The sequence below is a fragment of the Sphingobacterium sp. JB170 genome (assembly GCF_900163865.1).
Taxonomy (GTDB): Bacteria; Bacteroidota; Bacteroidia; order Sphingobacteriales; family Sphingobacteriaceae; genus Sphingobacterium.
Genome location: NZ_FUKU01000026.1, coordinates 398,426 through 416,498 on the forward strand (window position 1 = coordinate 398,426; position 18,073 = coordinate 416,498).

Consider the following 18,073-nt stretch of genomic DNA (forward strand, 5'->3'; position numbering starts at 1 on the left):
CAAATGAAAAAGTTATCAAGTGTTCTTATATGTGTTTTTGCAGCAATGCAGTTAAGTTTTGCCCAACAAGAAATAACGCAACCCAGCAAAGGTGTGCAATACGGAAAAAAGATTGACGGCGCCGACGCTATTACTGTATCAGAATTGTCAGAAAAATTAAAATCGGCCGGCAAATTTAGTGGACAAGTTAAAGGAAAGGTTGTTGAAGTGTGTAAAAAGAAGGGGTGTTTCTTAACGCTTAAACGCGACAATGGAGAAACCGTAATGGTACGTTTTACTGATTACGCTTACTTTGTCCCTGAAGATATAATTGGAAAAACTGTCGCCGTTGAAGGGCGCGCGAAAGTTAAAGAAACATCGGTCGATTGGCTAAAACACTATGCCGAGGATAAAGGGGCATCGAAGGAAGAAATTGCAAAAATAGATAAGCCTGGAAAAGACATTAGCATCGTGGCGGACGGCGTTGTCTTATTAAACTAATTCCTCTTTTTAACGAAAAGAATTTTTATAAAAGGTTATCTCCTCACATGTAGATAACCTTTTATACATTTTTTGATTTCGGAAAGCTGGTCACCCCGGTCTACTCCCAAAATATTTTGTTACTTTAACACATAATGAAACACCTTAGCACTAAATCCTCACAATCTATAGTTGCTGGCGGAAAACTAATCTCGTTCGAAAAGCCATTAATTATGGGCATTTTAAATTTGACACCAGATTCATTTTTCGACGGCGGGCAGCATAATACCGTGGAACTTGCGATTCGAAAAGCAGCGGAATTAATAGAAAGTGGGGTGGATATTATTGACATTGGTGCCTACTCCTCGCGTCCGGGGGCACCACTTATTAGCGTCAAACAAGAGGCTGATCGGGCGCTACCGCTTATTAACGCGCTATCAAAACGCTATCCGAGTACCCTATTATCGATCGACACCTTTCGATCACAGATTGCCCAGGCGTCCGTCGAGGCTGGTGTACATATGATAAATGACATTTCAGGAGGAACCCTTGATAAGAACATGTTTTCGACGGTAGCCAAGCTGCAGGTCCCCTATATCCTTATGCACATGCGCGGTAAGCCCGAAAATATGCAAGAGTTGACAAATTATGAAGATATCGTACTCGATGTGGCGACCTTCTTCGGGCAAAAGATCGCGGAACTTCGCGCATTGGGCGTACGTGATATCATACTTGATCCGGGCTATGGTTTTGCAAAAACAATCGAACAGAATTATGAATTGGTGCACCGGGTGGATGAGTTGCAATACTTCGATCTTCCCATACTCGGCGGCATCTCCCGTAAATCGATGATTTACAAAAAACTTAATATTACGCCAGAGGAAGCGTTGATTGGAACCACGGCATTAAACACATTACTTCTTAGTAAGGGCGTTCAACTACTGCGCGTACATGACGTGAAGGAAGCTAAGCAGCTGGTTGACCTTTTATTTTAACGAATCCTAATCTTTTAGAAAATATATTTTGAGGAAATTTAAAGACATACTTACGATCGGCTTTGCTCTTTTCGCGATGTTTTTTGGAGCGGGTAATTTATTACTTCCCCCCTATATCGGGCTGCAAATTGGCACCCACATATGGACCACAATACTTGCATTCGGCTTGTCCGGGATCTTACTTCCGTTCACAGGGGTTTTAGCCGTTACCAATTCAGGAGAGAATTTTAACGATCTGGGGCACCGTGTGAATAAAACGTTAGCAGTTGTACTCGGTACGGTCATTATGATCTGTATTGGACCATTAATTGCCATTCCACGTACCGCCGCGACAACCTTTGAAGTGGGCATCCTTCCTACATTCCCACAAAGTAGCCCCCGTTGGACATCGCTTATTTTCTTTATAGCCGTTTGGTGTTTCGCTATCGTTCCACGTAAAGTAGTTGACATTGTTGGGACGATTTTAACACCTTTGTTATTAATTATCCTCACGTTTCTAATCATTAAGGGGATCGTGTCACCAATCGCTCCACCAGTAACGGAAAGTTTAACTACCGGGCAGTCCTTTACGCTTGGGTTCACCGAAGGTTATCAAACACTCGACGTACTGGCATCGGTCGTATTTGCCGGAATTATTATCGCCTCGGCCAAAGCAAAGGGTTATACCTCCCTTAAAGAAAAGAATAAGGTGGTTATCGCTGCGGGCATCCTAGCCGCATCCTGTTTACTTTTTATCTACGGGGGATTAATTTACCTTGGTGCATCCTCTGGCGTGGAATCCGTTACAATAAGCCGTTCGGAGCTATTGCTATCGATTTCCCATCGCATTTTCGGAACGTACGGCACGCTCGCTATCAACGTCTGTATCACGCTCGCCTGTCTAACCACCGCGATTGCATTAACCTCAGCCGTAGGAACCTATTTCAGTGGAATAACAAATGGGCGTCTTGGCTACAAACTATTGGTTACACTATGCTGCCTTTTATCTGGGGTACTATCCGTTATTGGGGTAGATAATATCATTAAATTCGCATATCCGCCACTTGCTTTCGTTTATCCAATAGTGATTACACTTGTCCTCTATATTGTTATTTTCGGACACTGGGTAAAATCAAAAGGACCTTATATTGCGGCCATTAGCGCCTCAACAATTGTTGCGGCTATTAACCTGTTAAAAATACTAGGTCTACTAGAGGAATCTCAGCTAACGATTCTTAATAAAATTCCGTTATTCAAATATGAGTTAGGCTGGGTACTGCCATCCATTTTATTTTTTGGCGTCGCCTTATTGATTAACCGTCAAAATGGCAAACTGGCAGGCCGTGAATCGCATAACGGATAAATATTTTAGTTAAAAACTGTTAATACAGGCTGTCAAATACAATATCGGTCCCTAAATTGCAGTTATAGTAGTAATTCATAATTTAGGTTAATAATTGGTTAGTTAGTAAAAAACCTGAAGCTCCCCGCTTCAGGTTTTTTTATTTTACAAATTAAATGTTCGAAAAAACAACATTTTATATGGAGTCGATGGAGTTATCCATTGCAAAATCTTACCGAACTGAACTTCCCACTTTGATCCCTGTATTCGGGCTAACGAAGTCCAACCGACCATCTGCATCTTCGGCCATAAGTATCATCCCTTGAGAGGTAATTCCTTTGATTTCACGCGGCTCGAGGTTTACTAAAATAGAAACCTGTTTACCAACGATTTCTTCTGCATTAAAATATTCTGCAATTCCCGAAACGACCGTACGCTGATCAATCCCTGTATCGATTTGTAATCTAAGAAGCTTCTTCGTTTTGGCGACTTTCTCTGCCTCGATGATCGTTCCAACACGAATATCCATCGTCATGAATTCATCATAGCTAACATTCCCCTTTAAAGGTGCAACAGGCTTACTATCTGCGGCATTTGTCAGCTTCGCTCTGGCTAATTTTTCCAATTGAAATATGACCTGTTCGTCAGTTATTTTTTCGAACAATAGTTGCGCCTGCCCGAGTATGTGCTGCTGAGGAATGATATCGGCATTGCCGGCTAGATCCCACATCATCGGTGTAATATTGAGCATAGCAAATAGTTTTTCCGCTGTTTTAGGTAGAAACGCTTGCGCTAAGACTGCTAAATTAGCTACAATTTGGGAGGCAACATACAGTACGGTCTTCACGCGTTCTGGATCTTGCTTATAAACTTTCCACGGTTCTTCATCAGCTAAGTATTTATTACCAAGTCGTGCGAGATTCATGAAATGTGACAAGGCCTCGCGAAAACGATATTGCGATAGCGACTGCTCAATATGCTTAGGAAAACTAGCGAGTTCCGCAAGAACGTCCGTGTCCGCTGGAGTAAGGGCAGAACCAATTTGTACCGTCCCGGCAAAATACTTATGTGAAAGTACCATAACCCGATTCACGAAATTCCCAAAAATTGCGACCAGTTCATTATTAACACGTGCTTGAAAATCCTTCCACGTAAATTCACTATCGGAAGTCTCCGGCAAAATTGAAGTAAGCACATAACGGAGTTCGTCTTGTTTACCCGGGAACTCCTCAAGATATTCGTGTAACCACACAGCGTGATTGCGGGAAGTAGATAATTTCTCTCCCTCTAAGTTTAAAAATTCATTTGCAGGCACGTTATCCGGCAAAATATACCCACCATGTGCATGTAGTATGGCTGGGAATATGATACAGTGAAAAACAATATTGTCTTTTCCGATAAAATGAATTAACGTAGAGTCGTCCCGTGGATCTTCCTGCGTTTTCCAATACGATTCCCAATTTTTACCGTTGTCTAACGCCCATTGTTTAGTCGCTGAAATATAACCGATAGGTGCATCGAGCCAAACGTACAATTTCTTTCCCTTTGCTTCTTCTAATGGAACGTCAACACCCCAATCTAAATCTCTTGTCATCGAGCGCGGCTGTAGGCCAGATTTAAGCCACGACTGGCACTGCCCAAAAACATTTGATTTCAATTCATCCTTCTTCCCTTCAATCAACCATTTCTCTAACCAGGGCTGATATTTATCCAGAGGTAAATACCAGTGCTTGGTTTCTTTTAATATGGGAGACTTTCCGCTAAGCGTCGATTTAGGGTTTATCAAATCGGTGGGATTTAACGACGTACCACATTTTTCGCATTGATCACCATACGCACCTTCATTATGACAGTGCGGACAGGTTCCAATGATATATCGATCGGCGAGGAACTGATTAAATTCTTCGTCGTAATATTGCTCGGAAACTTTCTCTATGAATTCGTCTTTTTTATACAAATTTAAGAAAAACTCTTGCGATAGTTCATGGTGAATCGGTTCAGAAGTACGGTGATACATATCGAACCCGATACCAAACTCTTCAAAGCTCTCCTTTATTTGAGAATTATATTTATCAATAATTTGCTTGGGTGTGACCCCTTCCTTTTTTGCTTTAATTGTAATGGCTGCACCATGTTCATCGGATCCGCAGACATAAACAACATCCTTATGGTTTAGGCGTAGAAAACGGACAAAGATATCCCCCGGGATATAGGCCCCAGCAAGGTGTCCGATATGTAGAGGCCCATTTGCATAGGGTAAGGCCGAAGTAACAGTAAAACGATTTTTAGATAAGATACTCAACGTATAACAATTTTAATATATTATAAAGAACTTTAAAAAAACAAAAGATTTGTTTGTTTGACAAAGATACCTCAATTTGCGGGTAAAATAAGTGAACAGAATGAAAATACCTGAATTTCTTAAAAAGGGCGATACAGTCGCAATTCTATGTCCAGCGAGCTACATAAAAGGCAACATCGATATTGCAATCCAAGCACTTACCAACTGGGGACTTAACGTCCAGCTTGGACATACCGTTTCGGCCCAATTTCACCAATACGCCGGAACAGATCAGGAACGTCAAGAAGATTTACAACAAGCATTAGACAATCCCACTATAAAAGCCATATTCGCTGCGCGCGGAGGGTACGGAAGTGTGCGCATCATCGACTCTCTGGATTTCACCTTTTTCCAGAACAACCCCAAGTGGCTTATCGGATTCAGCGATATTACTGTTATACACTCCCACCTGCATAACGTGGTTAACGTAGCCACGATCCATGGACAGATGCCCAAAACGTTTGAAGACAGCAGCAAACAGGCACTCGATTCGCTGCACCGTGCCCTGTTCGGCGGCTCTGTGGATTTAACATACATGCAAAAGGATTATCCTAATCGACCTGGTAATGCGTCTGCACCGTTAATCGGTGGTAATTTGGCCATTTTACACAGTATCCTATCCTCTCCCTCGGACGGAAGCTTTGACGGTAAGATCTTGTTTCTCGAAGATGTAGGCGAAGCGCTATATAACATCGATCGTATGTTGTGGACGCTAAAGCGCGCTAACAAACTCGCTAAACTAGCCGGGTTAATTATCGGTGGCTTTACTTCGCTCAAAGATAGTGACCCTTGCTTTGGTCAACGATTTGAAGATATAATTATGGATAAAATTCGGGAATATGACTTCCCGGTTTGCTTCTCTTTTCCGGCTGGTCACATTGATGACAATCGTGCGCTAATCCTTGGACGTAAGGTTCAACTCACCGTTACAAACGAAGAAACTTCGCTTAAATACCTGATATAGGTGTTGTTTATTTGGAATATACCATTTTAATTTTACTAATATTTGGTCAAAAGAATTCGTATTCTTTAGCTGAATAGACAACTTTAATGATCAATTTTTAAGAAAATATAGCTTTTGTTTAATTCTTCACGAAAACAATTGGAGTCCTTTTTCGTGTCTATATTCTCCCTAACTTAGCGTCGTAAAACAAATTATGATATGGTTATGGAGATCCAAAATCCAAATCCGCTTAGCGTAACAAGCGAAATTGAAACATTAGCTAAAACAGTCTATTTTCAACTTGACGCCAACACTTTAGTTGAACAAACATTAACGCGCAAGTTAGGCGAAGTAAGTGACACAGGCGCACTGTGTATTCAAACCGGAAAATTCACAGGGCGCTCACCAAAGGACAAATTTATCGTCAAGGATGACTTTACCAGAGACACCATTGACTGGGGCGAAGTAAACATTCCAATTTCGACCGCAACATTCGAAAGGCTACTGGAAAAAATGAGCCTCCACATCAAAGATAAAGAGGTCTGGGTACGCCATTGCTATGCTGGAGCAGACCCTAATTTTCAAATGAATGTGACCGTAATAAACACGAGTCCTTGGGCTAATCTATTTTGCCACCACTTATTCTTACGTCCCTCCCAAACGGACCTCAAATCTTACCTTCAGGAGTGGGTAATATTACAAGTACCCGAATTTCTCGCTGATCCGGAAACTGACGGAACCCGTCAAGAAAATTTTACGGTTGTCGACTTCACTAAAAAGATGATTTTAATTGGTGGGTCAGCCTATACGGGGGAAATGAAAAAGGGTATATTTTCGGTACTTAATTTTTTGCTTCCACATGTTCACAAGGTTCTCCCCATGCACTGTTCTGCCAACGAAGGTCTCGATGGCGACCTCGCGCTCTTTTTCGGATTGAGTGGAACGGGAAAAACCACGCTATCTGCCGATGCGAATCGGAAGCTTATTGGCGATGATGAACATGGTTGGGCAGAAAATGTCGTTTTCAACTTTGAGGGCGGATGCTATGCAAAATGCATCGACCTAAGTGCGCAAAAGGAACCTCAAATATTTGCAGCAATCAAACACCCTACGATACTCGAAAACGTATGCTTTTACTCGAATACTAACGAAGTAGACTACGCTAATGCAAGCTTAACCGAAAATACTCGAGCGGCATATCCAATTTATCATATCGATAACGCCAAAGAAATATCCATTGGTGAAATCCCAAAAAATATCTTTTTTCTAACCTGTGACGCGTTTGGCGTCTTACCCCCCATCTCCAAGCTAACCACCGGCCAGGCCATGTACCATTTCCTTTCCGGATACACCGCAAAAGTCGCGGGAACTGAAGTCGGTATTAATGAACCACAATCCACCTTTTCCGCATGCTTTGGGCGAGTCTTTCTTCCGGCGCATCCTACCAAATACGCCGAACTACTCGGAAAGAAACTCGAGGCACATCCGGAGGTAAATGTATGGCTCGTCAATACGGGCTGGACTGCCGGTGCGTACGGAACAGGTAAGCGAATTAGCCTACGCTATACAAGAGCAATGGTCGAAGCTGCATTGAATGGAAAGCTAACTGGCCAAACCTACCAGACACATCCGACTTTCGGTGTATTAATACCACAAGCCTGTCCGAATGTGCCCACCGAAGTGCTAAACCCGCGTAGCACGTGGCAGGATAAAATCGCATACGACTTACAAGCCCAAAAATTAGCACATCTGTTTGTTAAAAACTTTGAACAGTATAAAGATGCCGCGAGCGCAGCGATCAAAAATGCATCGCCCAAGACGTCAACGGTGTCTATATAATAATATGTCCCCACATCAAACTGACGTGGGGACATATTATATCTTTTATGAGAATAACTATGCGCTATAGAAAAACTTTAGCGTGCCAACTGCATTTCAGTGGCACCTCCCAATTCTCGTTGAGTTCGTCTACGCTGGTAATCATATTATTAAAAACAATGGTGTCCTGATCAATCTCTTTGCTATCAATGAGCGCTTGAAAAGCATCACGGGAAACTAGCTTAATATCCCCTTGCGCCGCACGGTCCCGATAGGCGACAACCAACCGATCAAAAAGTTTAAGGCCAAGTTCGTCTTCAATCTGCTTTAACAAATGCACGGATTTGTCAATGGAACAGCCGGTAACCATAGCTTTGGTTTCATCAACAACCAACACAATAAATAAGCTATCACGGATCTCAAAAGAACCCGCCAATTGATTCCCATGCGCGGTCCATTGCGTGACAAAACCTTCTAATATCTCTTCTACCCTTTGTTTCTCCGATAAGTTAAAAAATCGGCTACTTTGATAAATCCAGACTCTCTTCATTTTGTTCTCCCTTACAATTTTAATTTGCGTAGTACGGCGAAATCATTAAATAAACAATAACACCCGTTACGGCGACATACAACCATATCGGGTATGTGATACGAGCTAGCTTTTTATGCCGCTCATACGCTCCTGCTATACCTCGTACAAAGGTAATGAGTACAAAAGGAATTACAATAATCGACAGTAAAATATGACTTATAAGAATAAAATAATAAAGATACCTAATATTGCCTTCACCACCATAGACCGTCGACTCCGACGTCATATGATAGGCCACATACATTCCTAAAAATGCAATTGAACAACACACACACAGCTTAATCAACCGCTCATGTAATTTCTGATTACCACGCTTTATAGCTATAACCGCGGCCACAAGAAAGATTGCAGTAAATCCATTAATCGTAGCATAAATAGGCGGAAGAAAACTCAAAGGCTCCACATCGTAACCCATTTTACGCAAATTAACTCCGAACAAAAGTGCAACTACAACCGGAATAGCGATCGACAAAACAACGATTAACGTTTTGTATTTCTTTTCTTCTTCAGTCATCCCCATATTATTTCACCTCTAATTTAGCAGGTCGATTTCTTATCTCTTCGACCATCAATAACTTTATTTCATCCTCTAACCGGTCAATCTCACCCTTCAAGCTTGAATCATAAAACCCGCGCAACCTAGATTTCGAATCGAGGAGTACAAGTTTGTTGCTAATAAGAAAGCGCGAACTATCGGCAGGATCCTCCATTCCATCGATCAGCATCGCATTTCGAATATACGAAAACATATCAACCGAAGGATCGTATAAACTCTCCCAGTTATCAAGGCCGTACGTATTATAAGGCATAATAAATGCATTTATTGAAGAGTCCGTCTCCAGCGGGGAAACCGAAATCGAATAAACCTTTACATAAGGATTGTCCTTAAACTTATCAGCAATCTGATGCGCTTGATCCATGATTAACCTAGAAAACGACACATCTTCGCTGTAAAAAAGGTGAACCACCGAAATACAACTATCTTGCGCAGGAAAAGAAACTGAATCGCCCTTTGCGTTAAGAAACTTAATGCAAGGGACCGTATGATAGATCGTATCTGGATACTCCCGTCCCCAATTCCTTTTCATTTCCCCGCTCAGGGATTTCTCCCCAAAAATAGGTAAGGCAACATAATGGTTTGAGCCGAGTCTGTTCACGGCTATATATAAAAATCCTGGCACTAGTAGTATTAATGCCAGGATAATTAATTTTGAATTACTTCGTCGAGCTTTATTACTCACTTAGTCCTCCCTCTAAATATTAACTGTGTGGAAATAGTGGATGTGATTGAAAATGATGCAGTAGATATTCGCCTTCAATCAACAACAATATAATAAAGTATATGATGAAGATAAACGCAATACTACAGCATACTATGAATCCAGATTTCTCAAATTTCAAGTGCATAAAATACGCTACAATGTAAAACGCTTTAATGAGCGTCAGTATTATATAAACGGTATTTAACACTGCTCCCTTTTCAATAATACCCCAATGGTGCACAAAGCCCAGCGCAATCAAGAATTCAAGACCGGTTAAGGCTAATAGGATGAAGAATACTCTCCATATACCCTTTTTGTCCATTCCAGCATGATCTTCGTGACCGTGCGCCGCCGCTATATTTTCGTTATGGTGTGACATTTCTGTTGTTTAAATTTAAATACAATAAATCAATTAGATCAAGTAGAAGAATGTAAATACGAATACCCACACTAAATCCACAAAGTGCCAATACAAACCGACCTTTTCCACCATCAGGTAAGTACCTCTACGCTCAAACGTATTATTCAACGTCATACTTAATACAATAATGTTTAACAATATCCCAATGGAAACGTGGAAACCATGAAAACCAGTAATCGTAAAGAACAAGTTTGCAAATTGCAGCGCCGCGGTATACGATATATCTTTTGTAAAATATGGTGCGAGCGCTTCCACTAATGCGTCACCCTCAAGACCTGTACCTGGATTCCTACCAAACCAAAACCCCTGATGATGTAAGTGGGTCCACTCGATCGCTTGACAGCCTACGAAACATAGACCACCTAAAATCGTCCACAGCATCCATTTAACGACCTCATCCTTTTTATTTCGATGTCCTGCATCAACAGCCAAAACCATCGTCACAGAGGACATAATCAAAATAAAGGTCATGATACCGACAAACACAAGCGGTTGACCTGACTCTGCTATTCCGGGAATCGATTGAAAAATCTTATCCGCATCAATCCAAGTCGGTTGCGCAAATTTCTGAGCGCCATAATAAAGCAAGAACGCTGAAAAGGTAAATGCATCCGACACTAAGAAAAACCACATCATGATTTTTCCATACTCTAAGTTCCAAGGTGACTTCCCACCATTCCAAGGGCCGTCTTTTACCTTATCTAATTGCGATACAGTTGTTGTACTCATTTTTTACTATTATTGATTCAAAAGTAAGAAAACATAAATATAAATCCATAAAAGATCTAGAAAATGCCAAAAAATAACCGCCAAATTCATGCGGAATTGGTTGTCTTGAAACGGAAGTGGCTTGGCCGCCCCAATAAAACATCTAACCAATACGATCAAACCCGCAATAATATGCGCAAGATGTAATCCCGTAAAAATATAAATAAAGGATTGCGATGCATTGCTATTTATAAAATAGATCTCTCTCGATATTAGCACGCCCCAGGCATCGTTTTGTAAAACAAAAAACGTTACCCCGAGCGCAATGGTAATGATTAACAAAAGCTTTTGTCGTGCCAACTTCTCTGCTTTGGCAGCTTGAAACGCAAAATGCAATGTTATACTACTCACGACAATTACAATCGTACTCCATATAAAAATACTAGGTAAAATAGTCTTAATACCTTTATCCACCCCGCTAGCCGTATATACTATAAAACCACTGGACAACGCGGCAAACATCATAAACATACCAATCATCCCCAGCCAAAGATTGAATTTCTTCGCCTTTCGTGATTGTATCAACTCTTCTTCGATGCTGTATCCTGTATTTTCCATTTATTTAAGAGGAATAAAATCAAACAATAAAACTAACTGCGTCAACGGCAAATACAAAAACGAAGTAAACATAACCTTTCTTGCTGTACTATCTGTTTGGTGACGCAAATGTTGGAACCCGTAGTAAGTAAAAACCAAACCACCTACCAACGAAACAATGGTAAATATCATCCCTCCAAACCCATAGTACCAAGGCAGAAAACCCGCTGGAATCATTATCATTGCGGAAAGAAAAATCATCCACGCTGATATAGAATCTTTTTTCGTGGTTGGCAGCAATCTGAAACCGGCATTCTTATAGTCCGCATCTGCGACCCAAGCAATTGCCCAAAAATGGGGAAACTGCCAAAAGAATTGAATCAAAAACAACACCCACGGCGTTAACACAATCGCAGCCTCGCTTACTGCAGAATACTCGAAACCAAAACCAGCCGATTTAAATGCCGCGTAATAACCAATCAGCGGCGGCAATGCCCCTGGAAAAGCACCAACAAACACTGCGATAGGCGACTTTTGTTTCAATGGCGTATACACGAAAGCGTATAAAATAATTGAAAAAACCGAAAGCAGCCCAGCTAAAAAATTCAACCGCACAAGCAGTAGTGTTCCAAAAAGTCCCATAAACAAGCTTAGCACCAACGCCTGACCAGTAGTCATTCTACCTGTCGGCAGTGGACGATCAGCGGTGCGCTTCATCAGTTTATCAAGATCTTTTTCAATGATCTCATTGAAACCATTTGCCGAACCTGTAACAAGAAACCCCCCAACGGTAAGAATCAACCAATTCAACCAAATGATGTCTCCTTGTTGCGTTGCACCAATTAAAAATGCAATCGAAGCGGAGAAAACTACGGTTAATGTTAGCCTTAGTTTTACTAACTTATTGAAATCAGAAATGAATTGATTCATGAATATATTATCCCTTACCTATTATTGAACACAAATTAGAAAACGCAAATCTCCACATCTTTGCCCAAACTATCGTTTTAATTTCGTCATTAAAAGCATCAAATAATACTGCGCTCCAAAAAACAAACTAGCTACAACCAAATGCGTTGTTTGCGCTGCAGCGGGTACATCAAAACGAGCTAGAACAATACCAGAAAGCATCTGAATTCCGACCAAAATTAGTACTATCCAAGCAAATCTACTTTGTAATGTCAATGAACTAAATTTATTCTTCACTAGGAAAAACATGATCACTGTCAATCCTAATGCGATATAAGCTAACACACGATGCACCAGATACGCGTCCGGTAAATTAGCAATCCACGAAGATCGAGAGAGATTCTGATCATCGAGATGATCAATTGCTTCTCGCACCTCGGTTCCATATACCACTTGAACAACGGTTACAAGTAGGCAGACAACCGCTAAGGCTTTCAAAACACCAGAGTGTCTATTCGCTAGAATATCCCAGTTCCGTAGTGTCGAAGCCAAATAAAAAGTATAAATACTGATGGCAACAATAACAAGCGCTAAAAGCATATGGACGGTAATTATCCAAGGTGTTAGATTCGTGGAAACAACAATGGAACCTAACCACGCCTGAAGAATTACTACAAAAAGATTAAGAACGCTCCACCAAACAATTGATGGCTTAAATTTTCGATAAGTGAGGGAAAAAATGGCTGTAAATAATAAACAAAAACCAGTTACCACACCAACCAACCTATTCAAATATTCCGTCCAAGTTTTCGCTGCATTGAACTCCTCATGTATTAGTATTGACTCATCGTGCCGAATTTTGTCAGCTAACTCCCGGTATCCAAAAAACTCTACCATCTTCGCGAAGCGTAAATTCTTTTCTACCCTCCCCTCCACGTAATGCTTCTGATAGCCATCCGGCAATTGCGAAATATCAGTCGGCGGTATTATGCGATTAAAACACTTCGGCCAATCTGGACATCCCATACCTGATCCTGTGCTTCGGACGACCCCTCCAGCCAAAATGACTAGAAATAAAACGACAATTGATAGTCTATTTATTATTATGAATCGCTTTTCCCCACCTGGATACATGCACCTTCGCTTTTTACTTAACAAGTATGGTTATAGAAGAATAGGCTGACACCTATTCCTCTATAATTTCTCTATTGTTCGCTTTATTCCATTCGTTCTGAATACGAACAGCTTCTTCATTTCCTTCGAAATCGTGTGCTAAGTTAGAGCTCATTGTTTCCGAATGCGGAACATTCTGCGGAATAAAGTCAGTATCATGTCCCGGCTTACTGTAATCGTAAGGCCAACGATATACTGTTGGAATTTCCCCCGGCCAGTTACCATGAATATGTTCTACAGGAGTCGTCCACTCAAGCGTGTTCGAACCCCAAGGATTTTGCGGTGCTTTCTTACCCTTCCAAATCGAGCTAAAGAAGTTCCAAAGAAAAGCAACTTGTGCTAACCCGGCTATAATAGCAGCCCAAGTAATTAACAAGTTAACCGACACCCATTTTTCCATGAAAGGAAATGCAGTGAACGAGTAATAACGACGTGGAACACCATCAATCCCCATAAAATGCATCGGGAAGAACACCAAGTAAGCACCTAGGAAAGTTAACCAAAAGTGAAGGTAACCTAGCTTGGTATCCATCATTCTACCAAACATCTTCGGATACCAGTGGTAAACACCACACAGCATTCCGAATATTGATGCAGATCCCATTACAAGGTGAAAGTGAGCTACAACAAAGTATGTATCGTGCAAGTTAATATCAAGTGCCGCGTTACCTAAATAAAGCCCCGTTAAACCACCCGATACGAAGAATGAAACCATCCCAATTGCGAACATCATCGCCGGTGTGAAGCGTATATTACCGCGCCACAGCGTAGCAATGTAGTTAAAAGCCTTTACCGCAGACGGTACTGCAATAATCAACGTCGTTATCATAAATACACCACCTAGGAACGGGTTCATCCCAGTTACAAACATATGGTGCCCCCATACAATAAACGAAAGTACACTAATACCGACCAATGAATAAACCATTGCATGGTAACCAAAGATAGGTTTACGTGAGTTCGTGGAGATAACCTCGGAAGTAAGCCCAAGCGCTGGCATTACTACAATATATACCTCAGGGTGACCTAAAAACCAAAATAAATGTTGAAACAAAATCGGCGAGCCACCTTCATTCGGAAGAATTTGCCCTTGAACCACCAAATCAGACAAGTAGAATGATGTTCCTACCGAACGGTCAAAAAATAACAGGACCACTGCTGAAACCAAAACTGGGAAAGATAATAGACCTACAATCGCAGTTAAGAAAAACGCCCAAATCGTAAGTGGCATTTTCCAAAGGTCCATTCCTTTTGTACGCAAGTTCAATACTGTACTAATATAGTTCACACCACCGACTACCTGCGAGGCGATAAACAATGTCATACTTATCAACCATAGTGTCATTCCTAACCCCGAACCAGCGATCGCCGTGGGGACTGCTGACAGCGGTGGATAAATCGTCCATCCGGCTGATGCTGGCCCACTCTCCACGAAGAAAGATGAGACCATCAAAACACAGGCGGTAAAGAAAAGCCAGTACGAAATCATATTCATCAACGGTGACGCCATATCTCGCGCGCCAAGTTGATAAGGAATTAACAGGTTACTGAACGTTCCAGATAGGCCAGCTGTTAATACAAAGAAAACCATCATGGTACCATGGATGGTAACCAACGACAGGAAAAACTCGGGCTTCATTCGCCCACCTTCTGCCCATTTACCTAAGAAAACTTCTAAGATTGGGAAATCCTTATCCGGCCAAGCTAATTGGATTCGGAATAAAATAGAAAGCACCATAGCGAAAACGGCCATCACAATACCTGTGATCAAAAACTGCTTCGCAATCATCTTATGATCTTGACTAAATATGTATTTAGTTAAGAATGTCTCATGATGATGATTGTCTGCATCATGATGCGCTGCGCCGTGCGATATAACTGTACTTGACATATTCTTTTAATAATTTCTTATTTCAATTAATTTAGTGAAGCTGAAGCAAGGTGACTAGGCTCTTGGACCTTTGCGTCCGCAAACTCTTTCTGCAAATCTTCAGTAAAATACTTGTTTTGGGTACTCAACCACTCTTTATACTCCGCTTCAGTGACTACAATGACCTTCTTCTGCATGTTAAAGTGACCCGAACCACATATTTTATTACATAGCATTACATAATCATATAATGGATCATTCATACGCTCACGCATCTCTGCTGTCGTTACGGTCGGTGTGAATTGGAAATAGTTCGTCATTCCAGGTACCGCGTTAATTTGAACACGGAAGTCAGGAATAAAAAACGAGTGAATAATATCTTTGGAAATAATATGGAATCTAACCGATTTATTTACCGGGATCACGATGTCAGATGCTTGAAGATCATCCCAAGCTCCCTGGTCATTGAAATCGATACCATATGAGTTCATTGGCGTAGTCATCTTGTAATTACGTTTACCAATCACACCATCATTACCAGGGTAACGAACTTGCCATTGAAACTGCTCGCCAAGTACCTCAATTTGTATCGCTGACTTTTGCAAATCTTCAGGAACATTCGTAATTGATCTCCACGTAAAGAACCCAAATAAAACCAACACCGTTAATACAATTGCAGGAACGATGGTCCAGATTTTCTCAATCGTGTCGTTATGCGGATAATAAAATGCTTTCGAGTCAGCACGCATACGATAGATGTATGGAAAGCCCAAGAGTAAAATATGGATCAGTACCAATACGATTGTAATAATAACTGTCGTTATAATAAACATGGTATCTACACTTTTACCATGCTCGGTAACAGCCGCTCTCCATGCCCAACTTCCCCACACTGCATAACCATAGTAGACAAATCCTAAAAATGCTACAAGGAAAACCAAGAATAAAACCGATTGAAACTTATTGTTGCTAAACGGATTATATTTACCATTCATTTTACTAGTCAACTCGTAGACCGATAAAACTTTTCCAATAACTGCAACAACTGTACAGATTATAAGAAACAGTAAAACATAGTATGTAAGGTCCTTGTAGACCTGCGGGTCAATTGTGCTCTCCGGTTCTACAGACGGCGAACTTGACGACGAAGAGGCTTTTGCCGCTGGCGCAACTGATGCTGAGTCAGCTGCTGGTACCGCTGTTGCGGAATCCACTGGTGCTACTGTTGCAGAAGAATCTGCAACCGCGGTGACCGCAGAATCCTGCGCTAATGAATCTTGCTGAAGAGCAAAACTAGGTGTAGAGACAAATAGCCCTACGGCTAGTAAGCATCCCAACACGCCTTTGAATCTGTTATTAATTTTGAATTTCATTTCTTCTAAAAACGTTTAAACGTAGTATTGCTAATGACTAGAACTTATAACTGATGATGTAAACTCTCATCTAAGAGTGGATGATGCTTAGCGCCTAACGGATGTTTACTAAGCTTGTTCATAACTAAGAAGGTAAACAGTCCTACGAACCCTAACGCAGTTCCAATCTCAATATAACCAAATCCACGGTGCATATCTACCGTACCTGGCATAATCATAACATAATAGTCTAACCAGTGTCCGCACAATAGCAATATCGAAACAAAGAGCATGATATTCCCTTTACGTTTCGTATCACGATCCACCAAAAGCAATAGCGGAGCTACGAAATTAAGGATGATGTTCAACCAAAACCAAGGCTTGTACTCAGGCTCAAATCTTTTATAGAAATAGACTGTTTCCTCAGGCATATTCGCATACCAAATTAAAATGAACTGTGCAAACCAAACATAGGCCCAAAAGATTGAAAAACCAAACATCAATTTTCCTAGGTCATGCAAGTGATTTTCGTTCACCCAACCTAAATAGCCTGCCTTCTTGACAAGAACCACAATTACGGTGATTGCCGCTAGGCCACTCACCCACATCGCAGCAAAATTGTACCAACCAAACATGGTAGAAAACCAGTGTGCTTCTAAAGACATGACCGTATCAAACGACCAAATTGGGGTAGTAAAACCAAAGATTACCAAAAAGATAGCAGAAAGTTTGAAGCTCTTCTTATAAGAATTAAGTCCGCCTTCTAGATCTTCTTTATAGGACAATTTTGCTAAAATAAACGCAAAAATACTATATGTACCCATGAATATGATTTGACGAATCAAAAATCCAGGGACATTAAGGAATGACGACTTTCCTGCTACTAACTTATCAAAGTTAGGACTGTTTGGATCCGTAATACCATCGGCATTCCAATGATGGTATAAATTATGACTGTATAACCCGAGTCCAACGATGATCAGCAAAATAATTGATGCGATAGGCAAAATGCTAGACATCGCTTGCGGTATACGAATCAAACCAGCGGACCAAGATGATTGCGTTACAATTTGGAGTGCTACGAAAAACGCTCCAGCTGCACATACACATGTAAAATAATAACCCATCAATAACAGGTTTGCGTACGTACGTTCAACCATAATATGGTCACTTGACATTAGGCCTATAACAATGGCTATAACACCTACAGCAATCCCAAGAAGACTGAGTATCTTTCCGATACCAGCAAATTGAAATTTTTCGCTGAAATTATAATCGTGATGATGATTGTGAGTTCCCATTTACTATATTG

At 41.1% G+C, this 18,073-nt stretch carries 17 protein-coding genes; 5 read left to right on the top strand and 12 right to left on the bottom strand.

Annotation, left to right across the window (positions count from 1 at the left end):
• Positions 1 to 3: 3 nt before the first annotated feature.
• From FM107_RS07275 to brnQ, 3 genes are all read left to right on the top strand, one after another.
• On the top strand, positions 4 to 480 hold the full coding sequence (locus FM107_RS07275; RefSeq protein WP_086947836.1) for a DUF4920 domain-containing protein: 477 nt from the start codon (positions 4 to 6) through the stop codon (positions 478 to 480).
• Between the two features lie 212 nt (positions 481 to 692).
• Positions 693 to 1,454, top strand: coding sequence for a dihydropteroate synthase (gene folP, locus FM107_RS07280; protein ID WP_256959395.1), 762 nt, complete (start codon positions 693 to 695; stop codon positions 1,452 to 1,454).
• A 28-nt stretch (positions 1,455 to 1,482) separates the two neighbouring features.
• Positions 1,483 to 2,796, top strand: coding sequence for a branched-chain amino acid transport system II carrier protein (gene brnQ / locus FM107_RS07285; RefSeq protein ID WP_086947838.1), 1,314 nt, complete (start codon positions 1,483 to 1,485; stop codon positions 2,794 to 2,796).
• Between the two features lie 211 nt (positions 2,797 to 3,007).
• Here brnQ and metG read toward each other — a convergent pair whose 3' ends face one another.
• On the bottom strand, positions 3,008 to 5,077 hold the full coding sequence (gene metG, locus FM107_RS07290; protein ID WP_086947839.1) for a methionine--tRNA ligase: 2,070 nt from the start codon (positions 5,075 to 5,077) through the stop codon (positions 3,008 to 3,010).
• Positions 5,078 to 5,177: 100 nt separating this feature from the next.
• Between metG and FM107_RS07295 the strand changes: the two genes are divergently transcribed.
• A complete protein-coding gene (locus tag FM107_RS07295; protein WP_086947840.1) occupies positions 5,178 to 6,080 on the top strand; it encodes an LD-carboxypeptidase in 903 nt (300 codons plus the stop codon).
• A gap of 198 nt (positions 6,081 to 6,278) precedes the next feature.
• Complete coding sequence (pckA, locus tag FM107_RS07300) at positions 6,279 to 7,898, top strand: phosphoenolpyruvate carboxykinase (ATP) (protein ID WP_256959396.1); 1,620 nt, start codon at positions 6,279 to 6,281, stop codon at positions 7,896 to 7,898.
• Between the two features lie 64 nt (positions 7,899 to 7,962).
• Here the strand turns inward: pckA and FM107_RS07305 are convergent, their stop codons facing one another.
• The 11 genes from FM107_RS07305 to FM107_RS07355 all read right to left on the bottom strand — a co-directional run bounded on the left by FM107_RS07305 (position 7,963) and on the right by FM107_RS07355 (position 18,062).
• Positions 7,963 to 8,427 (bottom strand): ABC transporter ATPase, encoded by a 465-nt coding sequence (locus FM107_RS07305; protein WP_086947841.1) that lies wholly within the window; start codon positions 8,425 to 8,427, stop codon positions 7,963 to 7,965.
• Positions 8,428 to 8,446: 19 nt separating this feature from the next.
• A complete protein-coding gene (locus FM107_RS07310) occupies positions 8,447 to 8,983 on the bottom strand; it encodes a DUF420 domain-containing protein (protein ID WP_256959397.1) in 537 nt (178 codons plus the stop codon).
• Between the two features lie 7 nt (positions 8,984 to 8,990).
• The gene (locus tag FM107_RS07315; protein ID WP_086947843.1) at positions 8,991 to 9,557 is read right to left on the bottom strand and encodes a hypothetical protein; all 567 of its coding nucleotides are present in this window, start codon (positions 9,555 to 9,557) and stop codon (positions 8,991 to 8,993) included.
• 172 nt (positions 9,558 to 9,729) lie between these two features.
• Positions 9,730 to 10,110 (bottom strand): cytochrome C oxidase subunit IV family protein, encoded by a 381-nt coding sequence (locus FM107_RS07320; protein ID WP_086947844.1) that lies wholly within the window; start codon positions 10,108 to 10,110, stop codon positions 9,730 to 9,732.
• A gap of 33 nt (positions 10,111 to 10,143) precedes the next feature.
• Positions 10,144 to 10,881 carry a cytochrome c oxidase subunit 3 gene (locus tag FM107_RS07325; RefSeq protein ID WP_086947845.1) on the bottom strand — a complete coding sequence of 246 codons (738 nt, stop codon included), beginning with the start codon at positions 10,879 to 10,881 and terminating at the stop codon, positions 10,144 to 10,146.
• Positions 10,882 to 10,890: 9 nt separating this feature from the next.
• Positions 10,891 to 11,478: a cytochrome c oxidase subunit 3 gene (locus FM107_RS07330; RefSeq protein WP_086947846.1), complete on the bottom strand. Its 588-nt coding sequence runs from the start codon at positions 11,476 to 11,478 to the stop codon at positions 10,891 to 10,893.
• Positions 11,479 to 12,387: a heme o synthase gene (gene cyoE, locus FM107_RS07335; protein WP_086947847.1), complete on the bottom strand. Its 909-nt coding sequence runs from the start codon at positions 12,385 to 12,387 to the stop codon at positions 11,479 to 11,481.
• Positions 12,388 to 12,456: 69 nt separating this feature from the next.
• Complete coding sequence (locus tag FM107_RS07340) at positions 12,457 to 13,500, bottom strand: heme A synthase (protein WP_086947848.1); 1,044 nt, start codon at positions 13,498 to 13,500, stop codon at positions 12,457 to 12,459.
• A gap of 52 nt (positions 13,501 to 13,552) precedes the next feature.
• Positions 13,553 to 15,430 (bottom strand): cbb3-type cytochrome c oxidase subunit I, encoded by a 1,878-nt coding sequence (locus FM107_RS07345; RefSeq protein WP_179204423.1) that lies wholly within the window; start codon positions 15,428 to 15,430, stop codon positions 13,553 to 13,555.
• Between the two features lie 26 nt (positions 15,431 to 15,456).
• Positions 15,457 to 16,782: a cytochrome c oxidase subunit II gene (locus FM107_RS07350; protein WP_256959399.1), complete on the bottom strand. Its 1,326-nt coding sequence runs from the start codon at positions 16,780 to 16,782 to the stop codon at positions 15,457 to 15,459.
• 44 nt (positions 16,783 to 16,826) lie between these two features.
• The gene (locus tag FM107_RS07355; RefSeq protein WP_086947849.1) at positions 16,827 to 18,062 is read right to left on the bottom strand and encodes a quinol:cytochrome C oxidoreductase; all 1,236 of its coding nucleotides are present in this window, start codon (positions 18,060 to 18,062) and stop codon (positions 16,827 to 16,829) included.
• Between the last annotated feature and the right edge of the window lie 11 nt (positions 18,063 to 18,073).

Coding starts and splice junctions, on each gene's coding strand:
- FM107_RS07330 (WP_086947846.1), bottom strand. CDS start 11,478: ATGGAAAATACAGGATACAGCATCGAAGAAGAGTTGATACAATCACGA.
- FM107_RS07345 (WP_179204423.1), bottom strand. CDS start 15,430: ATGTCAAGTACAGTTATATCGCACGGCGCAGCGCATCATGATGCAGAC.
- FM107_RS07320 (WP_086947844.1), bottom strand. CDS start 10,110: ATGTCACACCATAACGAAAATATAGCGGCGGCGCACGGTCACGAAGAT.
- FM107_RS07355 (WP_086947849.1), bottom strand. CDS start 18,062: ATGGGAACTCACAATCATCATCACGATTATAATTTCAGCGAAAAATTT.
- FM107_RS07315 (WP_086947843.1), bottom strand. CDS start 9,557: ATGAAAAGGAATTGGGGACGGGAGTATCCAGATACGATCTATCATACG.
- folP (WP_256959395.1), top strand. CDS start 693: ATGGGCATTTTAAATTTGACACCAGATTCATTTTTCGACGGCGGGCAG.
- FM107_RS07275 (WP_086947836.1), top strand. CDS start 4: ATGAAAAAGTTATCAAGTGTTCTTATATGTGTTTTTGCAGCAATGCAG.
- FM107_RS07310 (WP_256959397.1), bottom strand. CDS start 8,983: ATGACTGAAGAAGAAAAGAAATACAAAACGTTAATCGTTGTTTTGTCG.
- FM107_RS07340 (WP_086947848.1), bottom strand. CDS start 13,500: ATGTATCCAGGTGGGGAAAAGCGATTCATAATAATAAATAGACTATCA.
- FM107_RS07325 (WP_086947845.1), bottom strand. CDS start 10,881: ATGAGTACAACAACTGTATCGCAATTAGATAAGGTAAAAGACGGCCCT.
- FM107_RS07295 (WP_086947840.1), top strand. CDS start 5,178: ATGAAAATACCTGAATTTCTTAAAAAGGGCGATACAGTCGCAATTCTA.
- cyoE (WP_086947847.1), bottom strand. CDS start 12,387: ATGAATCAATTCATTTCTGATTTCAATAAGTTAGTAAAACTAAGGCTA.
- FM107_RS07305 (WP_086947841.1), bottom strand. CDS start 8,427: ATGAAGAGAGTCTGGATTTATCAAAGTAGCCGATTTTTTAACTTATCG.
- FM107_RS07350 (WP_256959399.1), bottom strand. CDS start 16,782: ATGAAATTCAAAATTAATAACAGATTCAAAGGCGTGTTGGGATGCTTA.
- pckA (WP_256959396.1), top strand. CDS start 6,279: ATGGTTATGGAGATCCAAAATCCAAATCCGCTTAGCGTAACAAGCGAA.